This window comes from Exiguobacterium marinum DSM 16307, assembly GCF_000620845.1.
GTDB classification, from domain to species: Bacteria; Bacillota; Bacilli; order Exiguobacteriales; family Exiguobacteriaceae; genus Exiguobacterium; species Exiguobacterium marinum.
The window spans coordinates 1,338,171-1,364,041 of the sequence record NZ_KK211189.1 but is presented as its reverse complement, the minus strand read 5'-3'; the positions used below and the strand labels follow the sequence as shown (position 1 = coordinate 1,364,041).

Annotated in this window: 26 protein-coding genes and 1 other annotated feature; of the genes, 8 read left to right on the top strand and 18 right to left on the bottom strand. The window is 47.1% G+C overall.

Annotation, left to right across the window (positions count from 1 at the left end; genetic code table 11):
• The first annotated feature begins 10 nt into the window (after nucleotides 1-10).
• Both dhaL and dhaM read left to right on the top strand, forming a co-directional pair.
• Nucleotides 11-601, top strand: coding sequence for a dihydroxyacetone kinase subunit DhaL (dhaL, locus tag P400_RS0107310; RefSeq protein ID WP_026825562.1), 591 nt, complete (start codon nucleotides 11-13; stop codon nucleotides 599-601).
• Entirely contained in the window at nucleotides 597-962 is a 366-nt protein-coding gene (gene dhaM, locus P400_RS0107305) for a dihydroxyacetone kinase phosphoryl donor subunit DhaM (protein WP_326931591.1), read from the top strand. The genes dhaL and dhaM overlap by 5 nt, the downstream gene beginning before the upstream one ends.
• 43 nt (nucleotides 963-1,005) lie before the next feature.
• Here the strand turns inward: dhaM and P400_RS0107300 are convergent, their stop codons facing one another.
• Together P400_RS0107300 and trmB are read right to left on the bottom strand one after the other, a co-directional pair.
• Complete coding sequence (locus P400_RS0107300; protein WP_235181832.1) at nucleotides 1,006-1,515, bottom strand: hypothetical protein; 510 nt, start codon at nucleotides 1,513-1,515, stop codon at nucleotides 1,006-1,008.
• A 105-nt stretch (nucleotides 1,516-1,620) separates the two neighbouring features.
• Nucleotides 1,621-2,268, bottom strand: a complete 648-nt coding sequence (gene trmB / locus P400_RS0107295) for a tRNA (guanosine(46)-N7)-methyltransferase TrmB (RefSeq protein WP_026825559.1) — start codon at nucleotides 2,266-2,268, stop codon at nucleotides 1,621-1,623.
• Nucleotides 2,269-2,406: 138 nt separating this feature from the next.
• Here trmB and P400_RS15905 point away from each other — a divergent pair, with 138 nt between their 5' ends.
• On the top strand, nucleotides 2,407-2,517 hold the full coding sequence (locus P400_RS15905; RefSeq protein ID WP_407636718.1) for a cytochrome bd oxidase small subunit CydS: 111 nt from the start codon (nucleotides 2,407-2,409) through the stop codon (nucleotides 2,515-2,517).
• A 35-nt stretch (nucleotides 2,518-2,552) separates the two neighbouring features.
• Here the strand turns inward: P400_RS15905 and P400_RS0107285 are convergent, their stop codons facing one another.
• From P400_RS0107285 to pepV, 6 genes are read right to left on the bottom strand one after another with little or no spacing between them, the layout of a single operon-like run.
• Nucleotides 2,553-3,347 (bottom strand): phosphotransferase family protein, encoded by a 795-nt coding sequence (locus P400_RS0107285; RefSeq protein ID WP_026825558.1) that lies wholly within the window; start codon nucleotides 3,345-3,347, stop codon nucleotides 2,553-2,555.
• Nucleotides 3,348-3,397: 50 nt separating this feature from the next.
• Nucleotides 3,398-5,563, bottom strand: a complete 2,166-nt coding sequence (pulA, locus tag P400_RS0107280) for a type I pullulanase (RefSeq protein ID WP_026825557.1) — start codon at nucleotides 5,561-5,563, stop codon at nucleotides 3,398-3,400.
• Nucleotides 5,564-5,582: 19 nt separating this feature from the next.
• Nucleotides 5,583-6,422, bottom strand: a complete 840-nt coding sequence (locus P400_RS0107275) for an NERD domain-containing protein (RefSeq protein WP_026825556.1) — start codon at nucleotides 6,420-6,422, stop codon at nucleotides 5,583-5,585.
• A complete protein-coding gene (gene thpR, locus P400_RS0107270) occupies nucleotides 6,392-6,967 on the bottom strand; it encodes an RNA 2',3'-cyclic phosphodiesterase (RefSeq protein WP_026825555.1) in 576 nt (191 codons plus the stop codon). The genes P400_RS0107275 and thpR overlap by 31 nt, the downstream gene beginning before the upstream one ends.
• Nucleotides 6,968-6,972: 5 nt before the next feature.
• The gene (locus P400_RS0107265; RefSeq protein ID WP_026825554.1) at nucleotides 6,973-8,124 is read right to left on the bottom strand and encodes an MFS transporter; all 1,152 of its coding nucleotides are present in this window, start codon (nucleotides 8,122-8,124) and stop codon (nucleotides 6,973-6,975) included.
• A 59-nt stretch (nucleotides 8,125-8,183) separates the two neighbouring features.
• The gene (pepV, locus tag P400_RS0107260) at nucleotides 8,184-9,569 is read right to left on the bottom strand and encodes a dipeptidase PepV (RefSeq protein ID WP_407636717.1); all 1,386 of its coding nucleotides are present in this window, start codon (nucleotides 9,567-9,569) and stop codon (nucleotides 8,184-8,186) included.
• Nucleotides 9,570-9,877: 308 nt separating this feature from the next.
• Here pepV and P400_RS0107255 point away from each other — a divergent pair, with 308 nt between their 5' ends.
• Nucleotides 9,878-10,099: a DeoR family transcriptional regulator gene (locus P400_RS0107255; RefSeq protein ID WP_026825552.1), complete on the top strand. Its 222-nt coding sequence runs from the start codon at nucleotides 9,878-9,880 to the stop codon at nucleotides 10,097-10,099.
• 104 nt (nucleotides 10,100-10,203) lie between these two features.
• On the opposite strand, the gene P400_RS0107250 is transcribed toward P400_RS0107255, so the two are convergent.
• Nucleotides 10,204-10,914, bottom strand: coding sequence for a pseudouridine synthase (locus P400_RS0107250; protein WP_026825551.1), 711 nt, complete (start codon nucleotides 10,912-10,914; stop codon nucleotides 10,204-10,206).
• On the bottom strand, nucleotides 10,914-12,611 hold the full coding sequence (locus P400_RS0107245; RefSeq protein WP_026825550.1) for a putative polysaccharide biosynthesis protein: 1,698 nt from the start codon (nucleotides 12,609-12,611) through the stop codon (nucleotides 10,914-10,916). The genes P400_RS0107250 and P400_RS0107245 overlap by 1 nt, the downstream gene beginning before the upstream one ends.
• Nucleotides 12,612-12,755: 144 nt before the next feature.
• Here P400_RS0107245 and P400_RS0107240 point away from each other — a divergent pair, with 144 nt between their 5' ends.
• On the top strand, nucleotides 12,756-14,021 hold the full coding sequence (locus P400_RS0107240) for a BaiN/RdsA family NAD(P)/FAD-dependent oxidoreductase (protein ID WP_026825549.1): 1,266 nt from the start codon (nucleotides 12,756-12,758) through the stop codon (nucleotides 14,019-14,021).
• 97 nt (nucleotides 14,022-14,118) lie between these two features.
• Here the strand turns inward: P400_RS0107240 and P400_RS0107235 are convergent, their stop codons facing one another.
• From P400_RS0107235 to P400_RS0107215, 5 genes are all read right to left on the bottom strand, one after another.
• Entirely contained in the window at nucleotides 14,119-15,123 is a 1,005-nt protein-coding gene (locus tag P400_RS0107235) for a DUF2268 domain-containing protein (protein WP_235181830.1), read from the bottom strand.
• Between the two features lie 146 nt (nucleotides 15,124-15,269).
• Nucleotides 15,270-15,782, bottom strand: coding sequence for a pyrophosphohydrolase domain-containing protein (locus P400_RS0107230; protein ID WP_026825547.1), 513 nt, complete (start codon nucleotides 15,780-15,782; stop codon nucleotides 15,270-15,272).
• Between the two features lie 17 nt (nucleotides 15,783-15,799).
• Entirely contained in the window at nucleotides 15,800-16,924 is a 1,125-nt protein-coding gene (locus P400_RS0107225; protein ID WP_235181829.1) for a hypothetical protein, read from the bottom strand.
• Nucleotides 16,925-17,041: 117 nt separating this feature from the next.
• Nucleotides 17,042-19,447 (bottom strand): leucine--tRNA ligase, encoded by a 2,406-nt coding sequence (leuS, locus tag P400_RS0107220; protein ID WP_026825545.1) that lies wholly within the window; start codon nucleotides 19,445-19,447, stop codon nucleotides 17,042-17,044.
• 40 nt (nucleotides 19,448-19,487) lie between these two features.
• Nucleotides 19,488-19,703: a binding site (T-box leader), on the bottom strand.
• A 39-nt stretch (nucleotides 19,704-19,742) separates the two neighbouring features.
• Complete coding sequence (locus P400_RS0107215; RefSeq protein WP_235181828.1) at nucleotides 19,743-20,933, bottom strand: MDR family MFS transporter; 1,191 nt, start codon at nucleotides 20,931-20,933, stop codon at nucleotides 19,743-19,745.
• Nucleotides 20,934-21,108: 175 nt separating this feature from the next.
• Between P400_RS0107215 and P400_RS0107210 the strand changes: the two genes are divergently transcribed.
• Nucleotides 21,109-22,083, top strand: coding sequence for a TIGR01212 family radical SAM protein (locus P400_RS0107210; protein ID WP_026825543.1), 975 nt, complete (start codon nucleotides 21,109-21,111; stop codon nucleotides 22,081-22,083).
• The gene (locus P400_RS0107205) at nucleotides 22,037-22,612 is read left to right on the top strand and encodes a class I SAM-dependent methyltransferase (protein WP_026825542.1); all 576 of its coding nucleotides are present in this window, start codon (nucleotides 22,037-22,039) and stop codon (nucleotides 22,610-22,612) included. The genes P400_RS0107210 and P400_RS0107205 overlap by 47 nt, the downstream gene beginning before the upstream one ends.
• A gap of 30 nt (nucleotides 22,613-22,642) precedes the next feature.
• Here the strand turns inward: P400_RS0107205 and P400_RS0107200 are convergent, their stop codons facing one another.
• Complete coding sequence (locus P400_RS0107200; RefSeq protein ID WP_026825541.1) at nucleotides 22,643-23,356, bottom strand: alpha/beta hydrolase; 714 nt, start codon at nucleotides 23,354-23,356, stop codon at nucleotides 22,643-22,645.
• A gap of 88 nt (nucleotides 23,357-23,444) precedes the next feature.
• Nucleotides 23,445-23,915, bottom strand: a complete 471-nt coding sequence (locus P400_RS0107195) for a GNAT family N-acetyltransferase (protein ID WP_026825540.1) — start codon at nucleotides 23,913-23,915, stop codon at nucleotides 23,445-23,447.
• 164 nt (nucleotides 23,916-24,079) lie between these two features.
• Between P400_RS0107195 and P400_RS0107190 the strand changes: the two genes are divergently transcribed.
• Nucleotides 24,080-24,601, top strand: coding sequence for a hypothetical protein (locus tag P400_RS0107190; RefSeq protein ID WP_026825539.1), 522 nt, complete (start codon nucleotides 24,080-24,082; stop codon nucleotides 24,599-24,601).
• Nucleotides 24,602-24,641: 40 nt separating this feature from the next.
• Here P400_RS0107190 and metK read toward each other — a convergent pair whose 3' ends face one another.
• Nucleotides 24,642-25,850 (bottom strand): methionine adenosyltransferase, encoded by a 1,209-nt coding sequence (metK, locus tag P400_RS0107185; protein ID WP_026825538.1) that lies wholly within the window; start codon nucleotides 25,848-25,850, stop codon nucleotides 24,642-24,644.
• Between the last annotated feature and the right edge of the window lie 21 nt (nucleotides 25,851-25,871).

Below are 25,871 nucleotides of genomic sequence, written 5' to 3'. Positions count from 1 at the left end.
TGTTTGGTTTATGTTGACGATTGAACGGATGAAGCAGGCGTTACGCGACACACAAATTGGAATCGAAGAACAAAAAGACACGTTGACAGATTTAGACCGGGCTATCGGTGACGGCGATCATGGGATCAATATGTCTCGTGGGTTCGATGCTGTCTCTTCCATTCTAGACGAAGATTATGACTCTCTCGGAGCGATAAGTAAAAAAGTTGGTATGACGCTTATGTCGAAAGTAGGTGGCGCTGCCGGACCGCTGTATGGTTCCGCTTTTGTGAAGATGGCTACCAAGTTCGGAGATGCGACTGAAGCTGATTTCAACTTGCTCATAGAAGCACTCCAAGAAGGTTCGAATTCAATTAAAGCACGAGGAAAGTCTGAGGTCGGTCAAAAAACGATGGTTGATGTTTGGGATCCATTCCTTGAGCATGTAAAGCAAGGGAACGACTACAAACAGCAATTAGACGAACTCGTACAAAAAACAGAAGATATGGTGGCAACAAAAGGCAGAGCCTCATATTTTGGCGAAAACTCACGGGGGACGGTCGACCCTGGCGCCCTCTCAAGTTCAATCCTGTTAGCCGCCATCATGAAGGAGGTCGATTGACATCGTTGAACTGATTATCGTCTCACACAGCTCTAAAATTGCGGAAGGTATTCAAGATCTCATGAAGGAGATGGCGCCGATTGTCCCTATTCATTTAGCCGGAGGTCTCGAAGACGGGGCAATCGGAACGGACGTCAACCGCATTTTGACAGCACTGAACGAAGTCAAAGGAGAAGCACTTCTCCTCAGTGATATCGGCTCGGCTACGATGAATGCTGAACTCGCAATCGACATGTACGAAGGAGACAAAGAAGTCGCATTTTTCGACGGTCCCATTGTCGAGAGCGCCTTCATCGCATCCGTCTCCTCAGGAAACGACATGTCATTGTCTGACATCGTAGAACAATTGAAACAACAGTAAACATAAAAGCACCCCGTTCATGAGAACGGGGTGCTTTTATGTGTTAACGTGGGTTGTCATTCTTTTCATATACAGGATTCATATATGGACTAGTTGAATAGAAACGTGGTACGACCAAGAACAAAATAAGTGCTGGAATCGCAATCAATAGAAGCAATACCAATACTGGCAACCAGTAGACAATTTGTTGACCGAGCATGTCGATGTTCGTATCTGCGAATTCAGCTGCTCCTTCAACTTCTACGAGGTCTGCTGATGAAAGGATTTTGTTGTCTGTCGCATCAAAGTAATGATACTCCGTTTTACGAGTGATGAAGATGCCATCACGAATCGTATCGAGTTCTACGACAGCCGCAATCACTTCATTCCCATTTGAATGGCGAAGTGTCTCTTCTTTGATGATTTCAGCCGTTCCTTCTTTATAGTCGTAATGCGTCGCTTTCAAATCCTCTTCGAGTGCGTCCAAGAACGCTTCATTCGCTGAGGTATTCATTGGTGCGATTGTTAGAATGAAGATTACTGCAAGCAGGCTTGCCCATGCTTTTTTCAACATCCCCATGTTCCCCCTTCTCTTATTCCAGTTTAGCGTCATTCTTATTGTACCAAGAAGAAAGAAAAAAGTGTGAAGAAAATACTATTAAAATAAGAAAAAAGCGTGTCAATTTTTCGGACGAAAGACGGCTTCCATACGATAGATAGGTTGACCGAGCGCACTGAAACGCTCTTCATACTCTGTTCGAATATTATCTTCTGGTTCACTCACGTGTAAATCAAGTGAAATATCTGTGAAGAACATTCCGTATTGGCTCATGCTTTGAAGCGAATATTCAAACAGTCCACGGTTGTCCGTCTTAAAATGAATCTCTCCTGCTTTCGGAAGAATCGCCTCATATGTCGCTAAAAACGTCTTATACGTTAAGCGACGTTTCGCATGGCGCGTTTTTGGCCATGGATCCGAGAAGTTTAAGTATACGCGATCGACTTCGCCCGCTTCAAAATAGTCGGTGAGATGCTTCGCATCGACCGTCAAAACTCTCACGTTCGGCATCGGTGATTCGACTAATTTTTGAACGATTGAGACGGCTACACTCTCAAATAATTCAATTGCGATGAAGTTCACATCCGGATGTTGGCTTGCCATCCCTAAAATGAATTGTCCTTTGCCTGAACCAACTTCAATAAAGAGAGGGTGGTCATTCCCGAACTCGGTTTCCCACTTTCCTTTCAGCTGATCAGGGTGTTGAATAAATACGTGTTCTTGGGCTTCCATATATTCTTTTGCCCAAGGCTTATGTCTTAAACGCATGAAAATCCTACCTTTCGTTCATCAAATGTTCAAGTTTAATGGGGGGATGCACGTTTCGAACGAGCAGTCCTCTTGCGATTATACACGAAATCATAGTTTAATGAACGTGAATCATCCTTCACAAGGAGGTTATATAAGATGAGTACATTAGATCAATTCCTAATTTTTTACGCAGCTCCACTCACGTTTTTCGCTGGTGTCATCGCAACGTTCGTTTGGGCTTTCTTCATGAATCCAGACGACATTTAACACATTCAAAAAGGGGTGGCGCTCAGCCATCCCTTTTAGTTGATTCGCTCATACGCCTCGTCCATCAACTCACGTAACACATGAAAGCCTTCTGTTCGCGCAGAATCGTTCTCTTCCCCATAAATCGTCAAAATCGTTTGGGCGATCGCATACCAATGCATACGATTATGAAGCTTGTTCGAGACACATACTCCATAATGCGAAAACCAACGCTCCCATTCCGTTTCATCGACATAACTGTAGACAACCATCGCCAAATCAAACGCGCGGTCCGCGATGATGGCATCATCCCAATCTGTTAGGTAGAGAAGACCGCTCTCATCTTCAATCCAATTATTATGGTTTAAGTCGGAATGACACACGACGAACTCTTGCTCATCGACTTTTGGCAAATGGTGCTTTAACCATTGTACAGCCTCTCCAATCGTCGGGTCCGTCTCATCTTGTTCATATGCTTCACACTGACGGAGCAATAAGTGCGGCGTCACTGGTGTGTGATTTAATTGTTGTAACATGAATAATAGCTCTTTCGAATCATGAATCTTTCCGAGCTGTGCCGCGACATCTGGTCGCTTCATATCGTCTGGCGAAAGTTCACGACCTTCAATAAACTGTTGGGCACTTAACACATCCCCGTTAAACATTCGTTTTGTCCAAAGAAGTTTTGGAACAATTCCTTCTGCTGAAAGAATCGCCAAGAACGGAGAAGAATTCCGTTTCACAAAAATCTTCTGTTGGCGCGTCGTCGCTACATACGCTTCTCCGGTAATTCCTCCGGCTGAAGCGACTGTCCACTCTTTACCGAGCGCACCGACTATATCTGAATACATATTCATCACGCTCAAATCTTACTTGAAATTAAAGAGATACAATCAACATCTTAACATGCGAGAATCGTCATTGACAACGACTTGACTTGAATGTTTTCAGGGTTTCGTACGAGCGGGACGAGACTGGCCGTTTCACCTTGAACATAGACATTCCATTTCGCATCGCTCGTGAATGATAGATTTTCAAACGTCCCATTTACATATACCCGTACCCGTTGCCACGCATCATACGAATGACCGGCCGTCAACTCATAAATGATGACACCAGGCGGTGAAGGAAGAAACGTAAAGTGATCGATTACTTCTTGACGCGAATCATAGCGGAAACACGTATGGAGTCGCCGCAGCTTCAGGAGCGTCTTCACATACTCGATTTCGTTGACTCGTGTATCACGTAAATCCCAATCAAAGTGATTGATATGGTCCGGTGAGTTATAGCTATTTTCTACACCTTGCTTCGTACGTCCGAATTCTTGACCAGCGTGAATAAACGGAATCCCTTGAGACGTGATGACCACCGCATTAGCCAAACGTTGCATGGCGAGGCGAGTCGCTTCATCGATTTCTTCGCATGACAATTTCAATTTATCAAAAATCGTGTAATTATCATGGGCTTCGGCATAGTTGATGGAGTATGTCGGGCTCGGAAAGCGTCCGACCGTCACGTTCGGAATATGGACGGCACCGGTGAGACATTCACGTAGCTCCCACTCCCTCCACTCATTTCCAGAAATAAATCCACGTTCCCGGTCATTGAAAGTCGAACCTTTCAGCGCATCTCGAATCATGTCATTAAAATGTCCAACTCGGGGCATCTGAGCGGCATTTTGTGATGTTGCCTTTAATGACTGACCGAGCGGTGTGGCCAAGTCCCATCCTTCCCCATAAACAAGGATGGATGGATCGATTTTATCGAGAGCTGCCCGCACCTGATTCATCGTCTCCACATCATGAATACCCATCAAGTCAAAGCGGAATCCATCGACTTGATACGTTGTCGCGAAATAGGTCACGAAGTCCACAATCGTCCGTCGCATCATATAGCGTTCCGAGGCCGTGTCATTTCCGACGCCGGTCCCATTTGCAACTGTGCCATCATGCTCGTATCTAAAATAATAATACGGAACGAGCGCTTCTAGCGGGGACTGTTCACGAATGTATATGTGATTCATCACGACGTCTGTGACGACACGTAGACCCGCTTGATGGAGGTCAGAAACGAGTGTCGCATACTCGAATACACGACTCATCGGTACATCCGGTCTCGAAGCATAACTTCCTTCTAAACTGAACCAATGAATCGGGTCGTATCCCCAATTGTACGGCATACGCGTCGCTTCATCGACGCTTCCAAAATCATGGACGGGTAACAACTGAACATGGGTCACCCCGAGTTCTTTCAGATAGTCGAGTCCGGCACTATGATCCCCTTTCGTCCGAACTCCTTGTTCCGTAACCCCTCCATATAGACCTTTCAGTTGACTCTTCGATGAAGGATGGCTAGTGAAATCTCGGATATGCAATTCATAAATGACCGCATCCGTCGCTTTCCATAACGGTGGACGGGACACACGTTCGACTTGTTCACGGACGAATTGGGCCACGTCCGACAACACCCCATACTCTCCGTTCAAACTGACAGCTCTTGCATAAGGATCAACGACTTGCCTTGTATCGACCGGTGTCTTCACTTCTAAACGATACAGCATTCCTTCGAATTCTTTCGGCACTTCCCCATTCCACTCGCCACGGGAGCCGCGATTCATACGAAACCGTTCCATTTCACGATGGTTTGTGTCGTCATGGATTGTAATCCACATAGAGAGGGCGACAGGCGACCACACCACCACTTCTATCCCATTCGGCGCAAACGACACACCGAGAGGACCGTCATATGAAAATCGACGTTCGAATTCTTCCGAACGAACGACTTCTCGAGGGATAATGACCATCGTTTTTTGTCCCGGATGAAACACTGTATACATCATATCTAGAGCTATTGGTTCATTTAGACGAAGAATTTGTTCGACCCTCCCCGACTCCGTCACATGTTGGTGCTCGACTAAGTAATCGATGGGGCGTCCATTTTGCTCAATTTGTACTGGAACGGATTCATATTCGCGCAAAATCTCAAGTTGTATTGTCTCAAATGATACGAAAGACGCACTCTCGATGCTTACATGCGAGGCGGTCTTTTGATCTGGTGTATGATGCATATGCTTCCCTTCCTCTCAATCACTGATCCATAAATTGGCGAAACGGCATCTTGGCTGTCACCTCTAATAAGGTAGCGACATCCCGAATTTGCTGCGCTTTAACAATCGGCGCGCGCCCGTTCACTTGTTTCATCCATTCTGTATACTCATTCCGTCCCACATAATGTGTCGATCGAACGTTTGGAACGTTATCGAAGTACCCATCTGTCGCAACGACGACTTTGTGCAATACCCCCGCATAGTTCGGTAAAATATGTCGAACAAGTTCTTCCGTTCTTGTCAATGCGATGAGCGGGTTCACTACACGAGTATTTTCCCCTTTCAACGGTTGATGAACCCATGTCTTCTCTTTTGATATGTGATAGATACTTCGGTCTCCTTCGAGCCATTCCACGACATAGAGATGCGTTGGGCCAACGATGATATGACTTAATTCTACGCTCGCACCGCTCCATTCGATGACTGGGCGATACAAGAAGAAGTGTCGTTCATTCCACTCGGAGCGCATCATCCGATAGGCAAAGTCTCGAGTAAATGCCAAATGCGGCAAATCAGCTTCGAGTACACCTTCACAGGCAAATTGAAGTTTTTGAATGTGTCGTCGTTCCCGTAACATCTTTTGATATTGTGAATCAGAGAGCGGTTTTGGCTCCAATTCGATTCGCTCTGTCTTCGCCCAAAATTTCCACCATGGTCGGTCGATTTCGAGCACTTCGACCGGGCTTAGGCGATTGTTCTCATGAAGGCGCTGTAGACGTGCCGTATCGGAGTCCACATACTCCAGATAGCGATTATATTGGTCTAATACATCACGTTCATATTTTGAAATTACGTCAAAAACTTTAACCGGGATTGCCATATGTCCTCCTCTGGCCGTCTTAACGGAAATACTTCTATTGCCCGATAGGCAGGTGTATGATGCGGCTGTACTTCATACAGAATCACTTCTTCTACAGATTCAGTCACTTGAAGCTCGGGTGATACGTAGGGAACGCGTTCCCCGGCATCCCATTTTTTTGCGAGCGTCACATGAGGGACAAACGCCTTTCGATCCAATCTTGGGATCACGTCGACAAGTTCTTGACGGAGTGCGTGCGCCAACCGCTGAAGGGGCTCCGAATCATCCGGCACGATTGTCAGAACGCGTGGACGATCTGGTCTACCAAAATGATCGATGGAACGAAACGTCAACGTGAACGGTAGCGTATCTTCACAGATTCTACGTGTGATTTCCTTCACTTCATCCAGTTCTTCTCCGTCTACGTATCCTAAAAATTGAATCGTCATATGAAATTCGTCCGGTCGATAAATACGCCGATACGAATAATAAGGCAAAATAGCACGCTGTACATTAATTAGTTCGGTCGCCTCAATGGGAATCGCAATAAAATAATGCGTACTCATCTTGATCATCCTTTCTTAGCGCGACGTGACATCCCAATCCAAATCAATGCCCCGAGTGCCGTAACGATCGTATACATCCAAAACACTCCTAAAATGTCATCGAGTTCAATAATTTTACCACTCAACATATTAAATCCTGCCGTGGCAAGTCCTGATGTCAATGCCATGTATACTCCGATTGCCGTCGAGGAAACTTGCCGGTCGACGAGCGTCCGAACGAACTGAAGCGCGACCGGAATTAAAAGCCCGACGACGAGACCTTGCGCGATGGCGAGGAGCCATACGACCCAAATCGGTGGTTCTAAAGCGAGTATCCCGTTCCGCACAGCCGAGATGATGGCTGCACCAACCAACACACTGACACTTCCGTAACGTTCCATAAGCTGAGAAGCCACTTTCATGAACGGGATCTCAAACAGCACCGCAACGAGGAATAATGTTCCGACTAACGTCGTCGAACCCCCACTACTTGTCACATACAGCCCAAAGTAATAGTTGTTCGCATAGATTGGTCCGAAAACGAGCATCCCACCAAGTAAGAAAAACACAAAATACTTGTTCCACACGGCCGTCCATGAGACGGGGGCCAAGGTCACGTCACGAACCGAGCGTTTCTCCGGAATCATTCGGACGAAGACACTTCCGATGAGGAGAAGAATCGCACTTAAGACGAACGTACTAGCTAGTCCCCATGTCGTGTCAGAAATTCGACCCATAGCAAATACAGCGATAGCGAAACCGGCCGACCCATATAGACGAATCGCACCATAATCGACTTTTGAGCGCGTCGTATAATCGAGCGTCATCATGTCCACGAGTGGAATATGGGCACATTGGAACACCGACCAAATCACCATGAGCACGATAATCCAAACGTATGAGGTCGCAACTAAAAAGGTGAACGAAATAAGGGCGGCACTTACCATCGCGAGAATGAGCCAAGCCCGAACCCGACCTGTACGATCGGTCAACATGCCCCAAAGCGGTTGTACCCCGATCGAGAGAATCGGTAAGATAGCGACGATGATTCCGACCTGACTCGGTGTCAGTCCAAATTTAGTTTGCGAAAAATACAAGGTCATGTAAGGGATTAACGCCCCTTGTGCGAAGAAAATCGCGACGTACACTGACTGAAACAATCTTTTTTGCGAATCCAATGATAACTTCCTTCCTAAAGGACAGAGAGCCGACTATACCAGCCAGCTCTCCTTGTTTCTTATTTAGCGAGCTCGTAAATGGCTTCAGCGTAGATGGCTGCAGCACGTAATAAATCTTCTATCTCCATATATTCATCGACCTGATGTGCCACATCTTTAGCGCCTGGGAATAATGCTCCGAACGCGACCCCGGCTTCGAGTGAACGAGCGTACGTTCCGCCTCCGATTGCCATCAAATTCGCATGCTCACCCGTTTGACGCTCGTACACGCCTGCCAATGTCTTCACGAGTGGATGATCTTCTGCGACATAATGCGGTGGCATATGTTGTCGCGTCTTCAACTCGAACCCAAGAGACAAGGCGATTTCGCGAAGGTTTTGTAAACGTTCTTCGAATTTCGCTGTATATGGATAGCGAATGTTGACCGTTGCTGTGCGTTCTTCTTCACTGTAGCGGAACACGCCTCCGTTGATTGTCAAATCGCCCGTCTCATCGCTCGCTTCAATCCCGAGAGAAATGCCGCGCGAGTCTGCGAATACATGACGAACGAGTTCGATGTAGCGCTCCCCTTGAATGTCGAGCGGAAGGTGCAATAAAAATCCGGCAAGGACGTAAGCGGCATTGATCCCGTTATCCGGCTCCATCGCATGCGCTGCTTTCCCCTTCATCGTGAACGTATAGGTTCCACGGTCGTAGATACACGTCCCATCTGCTTCATACTTCGCTAAATAAGCTTCGAATTTCTCTTCAAGTACCTCGTCTGTCTTCAATTCAGCTTTCGCAAAGTCCGGGACCATATTCGGCCGCTCCCCACTTGAGAACGAAATAAGATGATATGCAGATTCTGATACGCGCTGAATCGGAAGTTGCGTCAATACGCCGTCATACAATCCTTTCTCCGCATTGATAATCGGGAAGTCAGCATCTGGTGCGAAACCGTACGTTGGCATCTGTTCTTGCTTGAAGTATTCACGAACGCAACGCCACTCACTTTCCTCATCACAACCTGCAATTAAGCGGACTCGCTTAGAGAGCGGTAAACCGAGTTCTTTGACGATGCGCAAACCGTAATAAGCGGCCATCGATGGCCCTTTATCATCATTGCTTCCACGGGCAACAATTTTTCCGTCTGTGATCGTCGGATTGAATGCACCATACGTCCATCCTTCACCTGCAGGAACCACATCAAGATGACACAAGATCCCGACGATTTCCTCGCCATCTCCATACTCTAAATGTCCTGCGAAACCGCCGACATCCTTCGTTCTGAATCCGTCACGCTCACCCATCTCAAACATGTAATCGAGTGCCTTTCGAACCTCTGGTCCAAACGGCATGTTCGGTGCGGCTTTCGATTCATCGAGCACACTAGGGATTTGTAATAATCCTTTTAAATCTTCCAAAAATGCATCTTTACGATTGTCGACTTCTTGTCTCCAATTCATGTTCATCTCCCCTTTTGCGAATGTTCTCTCCCTTACTAGTATATCCAAATGTATGAAAGACGAACATTCATTTAGAAAAGTTTTTTTCGTTCGTGTTTAACCTTATTTTTAATCTAAAATAACATTCTTCATTCGACATTTACGTTCATAATCAAATATTTACAATCAAATTGTTCGTTCTTTCTACTTGCATTTTCCCACGAGAGCGGTATACTAAAGGTGTAATTTTAGAAAATAACAATTTTATATTTCATTTTGTCGTCTGTAGGTATGGTTTAACATTATTCTACACATTGGGAGGTTATCCAATGAAAGGCTCAACAGATCGGATGTTAACACGCATCAAGTCCATTTATTTGTTCATCAATGAAAGGGAATCCGTTACCACTTCAGAACTAGTAGAAGAGTTCGGCATCACGTCCCGTACGGTGCAACGTGATTTGAACGTGCTTGAGTACAATAACCTTGTGAAGAGTCCTAGCCGGGGAACGTGGACGTCGTCTAAACGTACACTCAAGACGGCAAATTGAAAAAGTATATGTAGATTCAAGAGACCTGGCATCCAGGTCTCTTTTTTATGAAAAAGAGAATCCGTCCCATCGGACAGATTCTCTCTCACCTCTTTAATTATTAATTATTGAAGAAACAATTGAACTTCTTCTTCCGTCAACTCACGATATGCCCCGAGTTCAAGCGTTTCATCGAGTTCTAGCGCGCCGATTTGAACACGCTCCAATCGCTCGACATGTTTGCCGACCGCTGCGACCATTCGTTTCACTTGGTGATATTTCCCCTCAGACAATGTAAGACGGATGACAGAGCGACGTTCGCTCCGGCTCAGAATCTCGAGACGAGCCGGCTTTGTCGTATACCCATCCTCTAACTCAACGCCGTTCGCAAACGTCTTGATGTCCTCTGCCGTCATCTCTCCATCGACTTCAGCGATATACACCTTGTCGACGTGCTTGCGAGGTGACATGAGCGCATGATTGAATGCACCATCGTTTGTGATGAGGAGAAGCCCTGTCGTATCTTTATCGAGACGTCCGACCGGGAAGAGGTCATAATGGGCATACTCCGGATCAATCAAGTCGATGACTGTCGTCTCGACTCGATCTTCCGTTGCGCTGACGACTCCTTCCGACTTGTTCATCATGAAATAGATATATGGACGATATTCGACCACTTCCCCAAGCACCGTGACTTTCTCAGATGTTGGGTCGACGTGCCGTTTGGCATCTTTCACAGGTGCATCATCTACTCTTACCGCACCTTGTTTCAATAGAATCTTTACATCTTTTCGTGAACCGTATCCCATGTTCGCTAACAACTTATCAATTCGCATTACTTTTTCCTCCGATATTCAAAGCGTTTCCCTAATAATTTCCCTGCGAGATGGCTTCTCCAGCCGAGATAACCGTATACGAGGATCCCGATGGTCACTCCAACGACAGTCGCAAAGATGTCGTTCCCCCAACTCACTTCTTCATTCAAGGTGATAAGAAGTGACAGATACACAGCCGCAAACATCGCCGCCCCCATCAAGAACATCAAGATGGTCCGACGGAGCAATTGCTTATACGGGAAGTGAAGAGAGCGCTGAATCATCCATACCATGAGCACGATTGCCACAATGTATCCAGCAATCGTCGCATAACCTGCACCGATGCCACCAAGCCAATAGACGAACGGCACGTTCAGAGCAAGTTTTGCCAACAGACCCATCGATGTAGCAAAAATGGTGAAGTATTGACGATTGATTCCTTGCAAAATCGCAGCCGCGACCGAATAATAGGCCAAGAAGAAAGCACTCGGTGCATAGTGGAACAAATACACCCATCCTTCACGGTCACCCGGGAACAACGTACCAAACAATGGCTCCGCAAGAGCGACGAGACCGATGACAGCAGGAATCGTCACGAAGAACGAGACTTGGAAAATGTGGTTCACTTGATTCCGCACCTTTTGCATGTCCCCTGTCGTGAATGAGCGGGTCACGAGTGGAATCGTCGCCATCGAGACACTCGCTGCCACAGATACAGGAATCAAGACAATTTTATGCGCGTTTCCGGTCAAGAATCCATAAGCCGACGTCGCTTCCGAAACCGTCGCACCTGAGCTGAGTAACGTATTGACCATCGTCAGCTGATCAATCAATTGATAGAGAGGGGTCGATATCCCGACCATCACGATTGGAATGGAGTAGCTGAGCAATTCGAGCAACAACGACTTCATCGAACGGACGGGTGTGCCCGCCGGATTCTCTGTCTGGCGATGAATGTCTTTTCGCCGTTTCCAATACATGATGAGCACGGCAAAACTACCAATTGCCCCGATGAACGCACTGAACGTCGCAATCGTGACCGCAATGACTTTTAATCCGTTCAGTTCAGTCGTTTCGACCGACTGCGTCCCACCGAGAGCATTGGCAATCGGACGAATGAATTCAGAGTCTGCAAAGACGAATAAGACGAGCATCGTTCCACTAAGTAGGAACAAGATGCGCACGATTTGTTCAACGACTTGTGAAATTGCCGTCGGCGCCATGTCTTGATGACCCTGGAAATAACCACGCACCATACTCATTGCCGGGATGAGCAGTAACGCAAAACTGACGCTTCGCGTCACGAGTGTGAGCGACTCAATGTACTGCTGATTATTTTCTGAATTTCGAACCATCAGCTCGGATAACCATGGTGCCGCAAAAAAGAGTAATAAAAAAGCGACGACACCGGTCGCAAGCATCAGCTTCATTCCTTGACGGAACAATCGTTGACTTGTCCCGTACTCTCCTAGCGCATTATATTTGGCGATAAATTTTGAGACAGCAACGGGAATACCTGCCGTCGATATCGAGATCATGATTGCGTAATACGTATATGCCGCTTGATATAACGTCACTCCGGCTATCCCGACCATCGCTTGGAACGGGAACGTGTACAACAGTCCTAGCATTCGGGAAGTCAAGTTTCCCGCCGATAAAAGAAGCGTTCCTTTGACGAAGGAGGCTCTTCCGGAATCTTGTTTGGCGCTTGATGACATGAGGCACCTCCATCTATAAAATCAACTATTCAAATGAGTTCGGTTTTACAAAACAACCGCTTCTCATTATACTCTTACTGTTACGGATAATAAAGTTACGATAATTTTACTAATCATATAGATGAAGAAATGAGGAGATTACCTATGAAAGATGTCATCGTCATCGGTGGAGGCCCGAGCGGTCTCATGGCAACGTATGCAGCGGCGAAAAGTGGTGCTTCGACCTTGTTGATCGATAAAGGATCCAAGCTCGGTCGAAAATTGGCCATATCAGGTGGAGGACGCTGTAACGTCACGAACCGAAAACCAATCGATGAATTGATTCAATTCATTCCAGGGAATGGTCGCTTTTTATATAGCGCCCTCGCCCAGTTCGACAATCAATCCATCATCGACCTGTTCACCGGATTCGGCATTCCGCTGAAAGAGGAAGACAACGGGCGCATGTTCCCTGTGACGGATAAAGCACAGGATGTCGTCAACACGTTACTTCGGGCGATTGAAGACCTCGGTGTCGAGATTCGAAAAAAAGCCGAAGTCAAAACACTGCATTTTAATGAAGAAAATGAGTTTTACGCTGTCGAATTGATGGATGGCGAGATGCTTGAAGCAAAAGCTTGTGTCGTCGCGGTCGGCGGACAGTCCGTCCCACACACCGGTTCGACCGGGGACGGTTATCCATGGGCACAAAAGGCCGGTCATACAATCACCGAACTTTTCCCGACAGAGGTGCCAATCAAATTGAACGATTCGTTCATCGGAACGAAACAACTTCAAGGGCTATCGTTACGTGATGTCGCGCTGACGGTACACGGTAAAAAAGGGAAGGCCATCAAGACGCACCAGGGCGACATGATTTTTACCCATTTTGGAATTTCAGGTCCAATCGCTCTCCGTTGTAGCCAATACACGATCAAAGAACGAAAACGTAGCAAAGAACAAGTCGTTCTCCTTTCACTTGACTTCTTCCCTGACACGTCACGAGATGAGCTCGTCCACGAGCTATGGAATCAAGTTCAGAACCAACCGAAGCGTGCCGTTAAAAACGTGTGGAAAGGCTACATCCCCGAGCGACTACTTGACTTGTTGCTAGAAGAGCTCACATTTGGCGAAGAAGACGCGAGTCAGTTGAAGAAGCAATCCGTCATCGACTTCGCATCGCGTTTGAAACTGTTCGAGATGCATGCCATCGGTACGCTTGACTTTGATAAGGCGTTTGTCACAGGTGGTGGCGTATCGGTCAAAGAAGTTGCGCCACAGACGATGATGTCGAAGAAGGCACCGGGTCTCTTCTTCGCAGGAGAAGTACTCGACATCCATGGATATACGGGTGGCTACAATATCACGGCCGCTTTCACGACAGGTCATTGCGCCGGATCGCACGCAGCCGAACTGGCTACACAGCGATAAGGGTATAAGTTCGTTGTGTGACGAGCCCCCTTAAAAACAATCAAAAGGCTTGATCCCTGAACGAGACAGGGTCAAGCCTTTTGATATTCTTTTCAACTTAATTTTCCAATTTCATCACATCTCGATACTTGTACTCTTCTAGAATTTCATGACCTTCTTTGAATGTCCATTCGGGAATCGATAGCTCTGGGTGCGACGTCAAATAGTCATGGAGCACATCCTTCCCTAGAATATAGTTACTCCAACGCGGAATGTCTTTTTGACTATTACCTACTACAAAATCAGTAAAGGATGTTTCATAATCATTCACTTGACTCGCGATGTGTTCCATGGTCGCATCATCTAATTGCACATGCCATGGGGGAGAAACCCCTTTGACAATCCGATCAGCAAATGCGTCCGCTTTCCCTTCGATGATGATAGACTCAAGAATCGAACTAAGATTGTATTCGTTTTGATCACGAAGGATCAGGTGATGGTATTCATGAGCTGTTGAATAGGCTAGAACATCTTTGTCAAAATCTGTATCGAGAAATAAGATGAAGGCGTCTTTGTATGCTGCTGCGCCTACACCTTTCAACGGTTCACTATCGTAGAAGAATTCAGGATTATACGGTGCAATAAACACTGTGCTCTTCTTTTTGGGTAGGATTTGATTTGAATCTACATATGTCGATTCAATAATCTCTTTAATCTCGTCATACCGTTCAATCAATGTGTCGAGTTGCTTCAGCAATTGTTGCTTATGAGGGGTCGGCTTTAGCGAAAAGTTCGTTTTGATGAGGGATGTATCAAGTTTTTCTTCCGCTCCAATTTCCCCTATGTAATCTAATACGTATTTTTTGAAGTTTTGTTTGCTCTCCTCCGAATCGGTTGTTTCAAGGGATGCGTTCAAATATTGCTGGTACTGGGTATAGAGTGGCACGATTGTCAATTCGTTCTCTTCGTTAATTTTTATCGTTTCCATTGAAACGTCAGGCTCTGACCGTTTAGATTCTAGCGACTTTTCATCATCACTACATGCTGTTAATAGAAGTGCTAAACTACAACATAGAATACCGAACAACTTTTTCAGTTGAATGACCTCCATCTCTATGATCAATATCCCTCACTCGCTTACTTATGTTAAATTATACCATTAATTACTTTCATGACCTTTCTGATCACATCTAATATCAGGATGTCGTCACGACCATCACAACAAAAACGACTTGAACCCTTTCTAATGAGGGCTCAAGCCGTTTGTGATTATTCTTTCCCTGCGATTTGACGACGCACTTCTTTTTCGAGCTCTGGCTCCGGCGGCATCCACCCTTCAGGTTTCATGACTTTATTGTCCGACTCGCGTAAAATCGGCTTCCCGTCCGGTCCAAGTTTCGCCATATTGGCGCGCTGGACGATTTCAAACAATGGAACGGGATCAAGCCCGAGTTCAACGAAACTTCCCATGACAAAATACAACGCGTCCGTTAATGCATCCCCTTGACCGACGAGACGTTCCACATCATCTGACGGTGGTGCGTCTTGTAACGATTTTTGAACGGCCTTTTGGAATCCTACTTGGAATTGCTCGATGGCTTGTAAGAACTCCTCTTCCGATTGCGACGATTGATGCAAAAACTCGACGACCGCTTCCTCTGCCGTCCACACCGACCGTTTCGTCGCGCGATCAAGCGTCAACGGTTGCGGAGATTCCGCTCCCGGATGTCCGAATGTTTCGTGGAATTGCTTCACTTCTTCAAAAAAATAACGTTTACTCATCTATAGTTCCCCCATTGTCAGTCCACCGAGACGAAGGCATCCAAATCGAATACTTCCGGGTGGACGATTGCAAAGATTTCATTGTCTTGTAAAAACATACCGGTCGAGTCATACACACGAGGTGTCACCATCTGACCGTTGATCGTCCCTTCTTCCGGGTTGACCGTGTAGAGGACGAGTTCTTCTGAATCGAGCACATAGATACGTCCTTGCCTCTCGACAAGCCCGACGCCTTCGAACCGTTCGAATTTTTGTTGGATGGAAGCACTCATGCCGTCGGCGGATAACGCTTGTCGCGAATCAAGCATCCATTCGGTCTCGGGTTCTTTTTTCTCATCCTCTTCTTGAACGTTTCGCCCATTGTCAGGTGCGTCTTCAGAAGCAGCCGTTTCGGTCGAGTCGTTGTCATTCGTCGAGACGTTCTCTGTCGCTGTATCTTCTGATGGTTCTTCTGTATTTTCAGCACTCGTGTCAGCTTCAGTTGACTCTTCTTGGGACTTGTCATCCACTGGCGTCTCCAGTTCAATCTCCCGCTCTTCAATATAGAGGAGCTCAAGGTCCGGCGTGTCCGCCAACCGATTCATCATGAACAATCGATTCGATTCACGGTCATAGCCAAGACCAAAAATCCGGTCTTCCGACACGAGACCTTTGATTTGTTTACGTGGCCGCTCGACCCAGCGCCCCTCTTCCCGTTCAATGGTGACAAGCGTCCCATTTGCAGTAACCGCATAAACTAAATCCTCTTTGATCATTCGCATACCGATGAAGTCATCAAGGCTGGCTTTCCCTGAGTTTTCAAGTTGGAGTACTGAGTTGACACGGGTTCCGTTTCCACTCACTTCAAAGAATTCAGCCTGCTCGGTTATGACGAGATAGGCCCCAATCGTGTCACTGTAATACACTTCATCGATTTGGTTAATCTGTTCGAGTGCATCGGTCGTGTCAATATCGTCATCATCTTGGGCCGCCTCTACGGGTGGGAGTGAAGCCGTTTGATGACTTGTTTGAATATCAATTTTTTCAAATGTCGAAGCGACCTGTCGCTGAATCTCTTCATCTGAAAAGACGAAGATATAGCAAAGTACCGCGCCGACTACGACAGCACAAAGTGTCGTATAGAGCACATAAGAACGTTTCATGGACATGTCGTCCCCTTCTACTTCAGTATCGCCCTTTAGTGTATCAAAACCGCCAGTAAAAGAAAATGACCCCACTAAAAAGAAAAGAATGTGCGACAATGTCACACATTCTTCATGTTACCCGACTACAATATTGACGAGTTTCCCTGGAACGACAATGACTTTACGAACCGTCTTGCCTTCTGTGAACTCTTGGACACGCTCGTTACCGAGTGCTTCCGCTTCGAGTGCTTCTTTCGACGCGTCACGCGAAACGTGCATTTTCGCACGAAGTTTCCCATTCACCTGAATGACGACTTCAATCGTGTCACTCACAAGTTTTGACTCATCGTAAGTCGGCCATGCCGCATACGTCAATGCTTCAGTCATGCCCATCTTCTCCCACAACTCTTCAGACAAGTGAGGAGCGACCGGTGAGAGCATTTTGATGAAGTCGATCATTTGTGACTTCGGCAACGTCTCTTGTTTGTTCGCTTCATTGACGAAGACCATCAATTGCGAGATGGCCGTGTTGAAGCGAAGTGCCTCGTAGTCTTCCGTCACTTTTTTCACGGTCTGATGATACGTGCGTTCAAAGTCGGCAGTCGGTGCCACGTCCGCGAAGTTCGTTTGATCGAACAAACGCCATACGCGGTCGAGGAAGCGACGTGCCCCGTCAAGCCCATTCGTCGACCATGCGATCGCTGCATCAAGTGGTCCCATGAACATTTCATAAAGACGGAGCGTATCCGCACCGTGTGACTTCACGATATCATCCGGGTTGACGACATTCCCACGAGATTTCGACATCTTCTCGTTGTTCTCACCGAGGATCATCCCTTGGTTGTAGAGTTTTTGGAACGGTTCGTTCGTCGGGACAACGCCGATATCGAAGAGGACTTTGTGCCAGAAACGCGCATAGAGCAAGTGAAGGACGGCATGCTCCGTACCACCGATGTATAAGTCGACCGGAAGCCAACGTTTGAGTTTCTCAGGGTCCGCAATCATCTCCTCGTTATCCGGATCGATGTAACGGATGTAGTACCAGCAGCTGCCGGCCCATTGTGGCATCGTATTTGTCTCACGACGACCCTTCTCCCCAGTGACAGGGTCTGTGTACGTCAACCACTCTTCTGCGTTCGCAAGTGGTGATTCGCCCGTACCCGATGGTTTGATTTCATCGATGATCGGAAGTTCGAGCGGAAGCTCTTCGACCGGTACCGTCTTCATCGTACCGTCTTCCATATGAACGACCGGAATCGGCTCGCCCCAGTAACGTTGACGGCTGAACAACCAGTCACGAAGACGGTATGTCGTCTTCGCACGACCTGTGCCACTAGCTTCAAGTTCTTCAATGATCGTCTTGATGGCATCAGCTTTATTGAGTCCGTTCAAGCTACCTGAGTTGACGTGCTCTCCATCTTCGACGTAAGCCGCTTCTTCCACGTTCCCACCTTTGACGACTTCACGGATTGGAAGGTCGAACGTTTTCGCAAACTCATAATCGCGCTCATCGTGCCCAGGGACGGCCATGACCGCACCTGTCCCGTATGTCGAGAGGACATAGTCCGCTGTCCAAATCGGAAGTTTCTCGCCGTTCACCGGGTTGATCGCATATGCGCCCGTGAAGACACCCGTCTTCTCTTTGGCGAGATCCGTACGTTCAAGGTCTGTTTTCTTCGAGACTTCTTCAATGTATGCTTCGACTGCTGTCGATTGTTCAGGCGTCGTGATCACTTTCGTGAACGGATGCTCTGGTGCGAGTGTCACGTAAGTCGCCCCGTGAAGCGTATCTGGACGTGTCGTGAAGACGGTGACGATCTTATCGTGACCATCGACCTTGAAGTCGACCTCGGCACCGACCGATTTGCCGATCCAGTTGCGTTGCATCTCTTTCACGCTCTCCGGCCAGTCAAGACCTTCCAAATCTTCAAGTAAACGCTCCGCGTATTCCGTGATGCGAAGCACCCATTGCTTCATCGGCACGCGATAGACCGGGTGGTTCCCACGCTCTGACAAGCCATCGATGACTTCCTCGTTCGCAAGGACCGTACCGAGCGCTGGGCACCAGTTGACCGCGACTTCATCGACGTAGGCGAGTCCACGTTCGAAAAGTTGAGTAAAAATCCACTGCGTCCATTTATAGTACTTCGGATCCGTCGTGCTGATTTCACGGTCCCAATCATATGAGAATCCAAGATCCTTCAATTGACGACGGAACGTCTCGATGTTACGCGCTGTGAACTCGCGTGGGTCGTTCCCCGTATCGAGTGCGTATTGCTCGGCAGGAAGACCGAATGCATCCCATCCGATTGGGTGAAGGACGTTATATCCTTGCATCCGTTTCATCCGGGCAATGATATCCGTTGCCGTATAACCTTCCGGGTGACCGACGTGAAGGCCGGCACCTGATGGGTAGGGGAACATATCAAGGACGTAAAAACAATCCTTCTCCGGGTCTTCTGTCGTTTTGAACGCTTCTTTTTCTTCCCAGCGTTTTTGCCATTTCGGCTCGATTTCTTGATGTTTAAAATAGCTCAACATTCTTCCTCCTCTGCATAAATAAAAAGCCTTCCGTCCCCGAAAATGGGACGAAAGGCTTAAAAGCTCTCCGCGGTACCACCCATGTTGCATTACTGCCACTTGAGACGCCGGTAACGAGGCGTAACCCCGGTTTTCCTTACTCGTTTCAGGAAAACAGCTCCAAGGCGAGTTCACAACATCCGCTTATCGATTCACACCACCCATCGACTCTCTTTGAAACGGAACGTTCGTTACTAATCCTCTTCATCGCTTGCTATTCATCGTAGTCTATTTTAGCCCATTCTGAAATTCAACGTCAACTTGATTTTTCAGTAACGCGAATGTCTTTCATGAATACGAATAGACTGAGGGCAAACGTGGCGAGTAGGAGCAGCATACCAAAGACTGCCGTAATCCCGAACACATCGTAGATAAACCCAGATAACGTTGGGCCAATCATCCGACCGACGGAAGCGGCAATATTGACGAGCCCTTGATATTGACCTGCCTTCCCAGGCGGGGCAAGTTTCGCCGCAATCGTTGGAACCGCTGGCCAAACGAACATTTCGCCGATTGTCATGACGACCATCCCTACCATGAACATACCGAAGCCACCAGCGAACGGCACGATCAAGAAAGCACCGAGGAAAATCGATGCCCCGATGATCAATTGACGTTTCAAATCATCCTCAAACTGTCGCAACACCCGATTGAGTAATGGCTGTGCAAAAACAATCATTGCCCCATTCACTGTCCATAGGAGTGAGTATTGACTGATTGTGACACCGAGGTCTTTCGAGTGAACCGCGATCGTTCCTTGCCACTGAACGTAGACGAACCAAAGCACCGCATAACCGATAGCGACATACCACATCGACTTCATCGTCGCGCTCGAGAGCGTCGTGGCCGCTGCTTCTAGCTGGGATTGCACGACAGGACGTGTCGGGTTCTTCAAATAGCGAAGTCCAAACAAAAGAACCACAACAAATAGGACCGACAAGAAGAAGTTTGCGTAAAAAATCCACTCGATGTTCAATCGCGCGATTTGACCGCTCATCGCTGTACCGAGGGCGACCCCAACATTTTGCGCGACATAAATCGCGTTGAAGGAACGACGTCCCCCTTCTGGCCAAATGAGTCCAGCAAACGCATAAACGGTCGGAAAGACGAGTCCCCCTGAGAACCCGATTAAACCGAGCCACACCAAATAACCGAAGAACGTGGCGTGGAACAGTAAAAATCCAAGCGAACTCGCAAGCAACAAGCCGACGGAGATGACGAGCGTCGCCTTTCCTCCGATTCGGTCGAATAGCGTCCCTCCAATGTAGTTACCGACGATTGCGAGTGCGGAGTTCACGAGAAGCGCCACTCCGGCAAGCGTCATCGACTCACCTAAAAAATCATGAATATACAGGGTGTTAAATGGCCATAAAAAAGACGCCGCCGTTGTATTGAGCGCCATCGCAATGACTAGAATCCATACCGAGATTGGCATTTTATTGTTCACATCAAGTCCTCCTTTCATCCCTCTTCACATTAAAAAATCGGCACAAAAGGCCGAATCGACAAGATTTCCTTATCAAACCTAAACGAATGCCAAAGAAGTGTCAAGAAAAATTACTCATTATGAAGTTTTGTCATTTTTCATTTGTGATAGGATGAGCAAGGAAGGAGAGATAACCATGAATCCATTTGGTCAAAACCGCTATCATACATTAAACGAGGCATATCGTCGGGAATACGGGAACAAGGTGTTTAAAGTGCCGCTCGATGGTGGCTTCACATGTCCGAACCGTGATGGCCGCGTCTCCAAAGGCGGATGTACATTCTGTTCAGATGATGGAAGTGGCGATTTTGCGGGAAATGCCTGTGACCCGATTCCCGTTCAATTCGAAGAAGTAAAAACGCGACTTCATCGAAAGTGGAAGAACGCCGACTACATCGCCTATTTTCAGGCGTACAGTAATACCTATGCGCCAGTCGAAAGATTACGCGAATTATTCGAACCAGCGCTTCAGCAAGAAGGTGTCGTTGGTCTCTCGATTGCGACACGCCCAGATTGCTTGCCTGATGACGTTGTCGACTATTTAGCCGAACTGAATGAAAGGACTTCTTTATGGGTGGAACTCGGTTTACAGACCGTACATGATACGACCGCAAAAAAAATCAATCGCGGACACGATTATCAAACATTTTTGAACGGTCTTGAAAAACTGCGTCGTCACAACATTCGCGTATGCGTGCACATCATCAACGGCCTACCCGGTGAAACACCAGAGATGATGCTCGACACAGCCCGAGAAGTTGCTAAAATGGACATACAAGGAATCAAAATCCATTTGCTCCACGTCTTGAAACATACACCACTTGCCCGTCAATATGAGAAAGGCTTGCTCGACTTGATGGAGGAAGACACATACATCTCCCTCGTTTGTGATCAACTCGAACGGATACCACCCGAGGTGATCGTCCATCGATTGACGGGAGACGGTCCGCCTGACTTATTGATTGGTCCATTATGGAGCCGTCATAAGATGCAGGTGCTAAACAAGATTCGTGCGGAATTGGAGCGACGTGATTCCTTCCAAGGAAAAAAGAAGGATGAGATTGATGGGATTAATGAGAGTACTACCATTTGCAAAACAATTACTACATGACCACCTCGAAGTAGGACATGTCGCCATCGATATGACTGCCGGGAACGGCCACGACACGTTGTTCTTGGCGAACGCCGTAGGCGAAACGGGACACGTATACGCATTTGACATTCAAACAGAAGCGGTTGCTTCAACCCGTGCACGTATACAGGAAGCAGGTGTCGATGAACGGGTGACCGTCATTCATGATAGTCACGATACGGTTCATACGGTCGTCGCGAATGAGACACGACCAATCACCGCGGCCGTCTTCAATTTGGGCTATTTACCAGGAAGTGACAAATCCGTCACGACACAAGGGAATACGACCATTGCCGCATTGTCTCAATTATTAGAGGTTATGGCTATCGGTGGTGTCATCGTCATCGTCATTTACCACGGCCATGAGAGCGGGAAGGTCGAACGGGATGATGTGCTTCGCTATGTGGAGTCGCTTGACCAAAAGCAGGCCGGTGTACTGCGTTACGGCTTCATCAACCAGATCAACCACCCTCCATTCATCGTGGCGATTGAAAAACGTTCAAAATAAAAGAAGGCGGCTCCTGTGAGTCGCCTTCTTTTATTCTTGAATCAATTCATAAAACGTCATGAGCGTTTCTGCAAACTTGGTGTTCAACCGCTCATACCCAAAATGCGGGAATCCTTCTAATCGACGGATATACACTTGATCTCCACCAATCTTTCGGCAGACGTTCAACGTCAACTTCACGTCTGCAAATTGATCATCAGGTGCGTAGAAACAAGCGAGCGGGAGACGTGGCAAATGTTTCTTTTCTTCTTGATGCTCTACGATTTCTTCTTCGATTTCCCGATATTGGGCATATGTGATTTCACCAAATCGGGACGATTCGTCGCCGCCGCCGGTGAATGTCATCATTCCGAGTGGTAAGTCTGGGCGAAAACGATCGACTGCACTCGCGACGACTTGTTTCAATCCACCGATTTGACGAGTCGCATGCCAATCAAACAATGGAGAGATATAAGTCAGGCTCCCGAGCGGCACATCATACTCCTGAAGAAGCCGGTTTGTAAAGAGCGCCCCGAGGCTGAACGCCACGACATGAATCGGTAATTTATACTCGCCGGCCTCACGTAACGCCCGTTTGATCAATTGTTTATGATCTTCTGCCGTCAAGCCCATCGATTGGTCGCGGACGACAATTACTTCGTACTCGTCTTGAAGTCGTCGAATAAAATTCTCGCTGATCCGAGATGTGAACTGTAGCGGATAAACGATGACGATGACCCCTTTTTGTGTTTCTTCATATGTCATGCTGCCGTCACCTCATTTATAGACTATATTCATTGTATCAAAAAAACATCAGCCGCAACTGATGTTTAAACAAAATCCGTCTGGAGTCTTAGCTCGGGACATATCTTAGATGAATGAGTTCCATCGGTTGGTCGTAGACCTCTTCTTGAATTCGATTCACTTCTTTAAATGATTGATGCAAGAGGAAAGCAATCGCCTGATCATTCGAATTTTCAACGTACACTTCCATCGGTTGTGTTTTTTTCGATTGAAGGTGCCTTAAAAAATCTGCACCGTACCCGTTCCGATGGTGATCGGGATGAAGATAGAGACGAAGCATCTCCCACATGTCACCGCGATCGATGGCATGACAAAATCCGATGACATGGCCTTCGTACTCGCCAACGATAAAATATTGTTCTCGTGCTTCTTCACTTGAACTGATTGCTCGTACAATCTCTTCTTGTCGATAGGCGCGCTCCATCGCTCTTGTCCGATTGGAATCATTCTTTGAAATCGTTGCAAGTGCAATCGTTCGAATTAACGCCGCATCTTCTGGAACTGCTTCTCGCATATTCATGATCGCTTCCCCCTTTAGGCCAATCTATTTGTATCATTCCCTATCATAGTGTTTTTATCCTGCACTACATTTCTTTTTCATGACGATTCATTGTAAAACGTTATCTCAGCATTCGACTTGGGTATAAAACTAGCAATGCCAATCAAATGAAGGAGTGGAACAACATGGAACCAAAATTAGAGCATGACCCGAAAGTCGAACAAACAGAGAACCCAAATCGTCAATTTGACCAAATGAACGCGGGAAGTCCGAAAATCAACGTCGTGACCGGCATGTTACTCGGTGCACTTGTCGGTGGTCTCCTCGCATTACTTAGCTCCTCGAATCGAGATCATACGAAACAATCCCTCTCGAGCGCAAAATCTTCGGTCGGCGGCATTGTCAATGAAATGAAACAAGACCCTGCTGGTAAAGCCTCACAGGTTATTGAACAAGTGAAGACGGCTTCCGGCAAAATTCAGGAAGTATCTACAGACGTTCAGAACGTATATGAAAAAGTCGTCGGAGAAGTAGATACAGTTAAAGAAGACGTCAATAAAATCGTTGATACAGCACAAGAAGCCAAGTCTGACTTACAAGATATCGGTGAGAAGGTCGTCGAAGCGAAAGATACAGCTCTCGGACAAGAAACAACTTCCAACGATTCTGAGTCAGACGAAAATAAACAGACACCACCAACTACATGAACCAAAAAAAACGACCTTTCCGCGGAAAGGTCGTTTTTGATTACGCGAAACGCTTCGCGCCTTCTTCAAGAACTGCTGCTTTATCTGTTTGCTCCCAAGGGAGTTCCACATCTGTACGACCGAAGTGACCGTAAGCTGCTGTCTGTTTGTAGATCGGGCGACGAAGGTCGAGCATTTTGATAATACCTGCCGGACGGAGGTCAAAGTTCTCACGAACGAGTTCAACGAGTTCTGTTTCGCTCAATTTTCCAGTGCCGAATGTATCGACAGCGATTGATACAGGGTGTGCAACCCCGATCGCATACGCGAGTTGTACTTCCGCTTTATCCGCAAGTCCTGCTGCAACGATGTTTTTCGCTACATAGCGGGCTGCGTATGCCGCTGAACGGTCAACTTTTGTCGGATCTTTACCAGAGAATGCACCACCGCCGTGACGAGCGTATCCACCGTACGTATCGACGATGATTTTACGTCCTGTCAAACCTGCATCCCCTTGTGGTCCACCGATTACGAAGCGACCAGTCGGGTTGATGAAGTATTTCGTTTCAGCATCGATAAGTTCAGCCGGAATGACTGCTTCGATGACATATTTTTTCAAGTCTTCTTGAATTTGCTCGAGTGTAATCTCTTCTGCATGCTGCGTCGAGATAACGATTGTATCGATACGAACAGGGTTGTTATTCTCATCGTACTCAACCGTTACTTGTGTTTTCCCATCCGGACGGAGGTATTCAAGCGTACCGTTCTTACGTACTTCCGCAAGACGACGTGACAACTTGTGTGCCAACGAGATTGGGAGGGGCATGAGTTCAGGTGTCTCGTTTGTTGCGTATCCGAACATGAGACCTTGGTCTCCTGCCCCGATTGCATCAAGCTCCTCTTCAGTCATTTGACCTTCACGAGCTTCAAGGGCTTGGTCTACACCTTGCGCGATATCGACCGATTGTTCGTCAATCGATGTCAAGACTGCACATGTTTCAGCATCGAAACCATATTTCGCACGTGTGTATCCGATTTCACGGATCGTTTCACGGACAACTTTCGGGATATCCACGTAAGTTGACGTTGTGATTTCACCAGCTACGAGTACAAGACCTGTTGTGACAGACGTTTCTGCCGCAACACGGGCATTCGGGTCTTCCGCTAAAATGGCATCCAAAATCGAGTCAGAAATCTGATCACAAATTTTGTCTGGATGTCCTTCAGTAACCGACTCTGAAGTAAAAAGTCGACGGTTCAAATTTGACATTCAAAAAACCTCCTATAATAA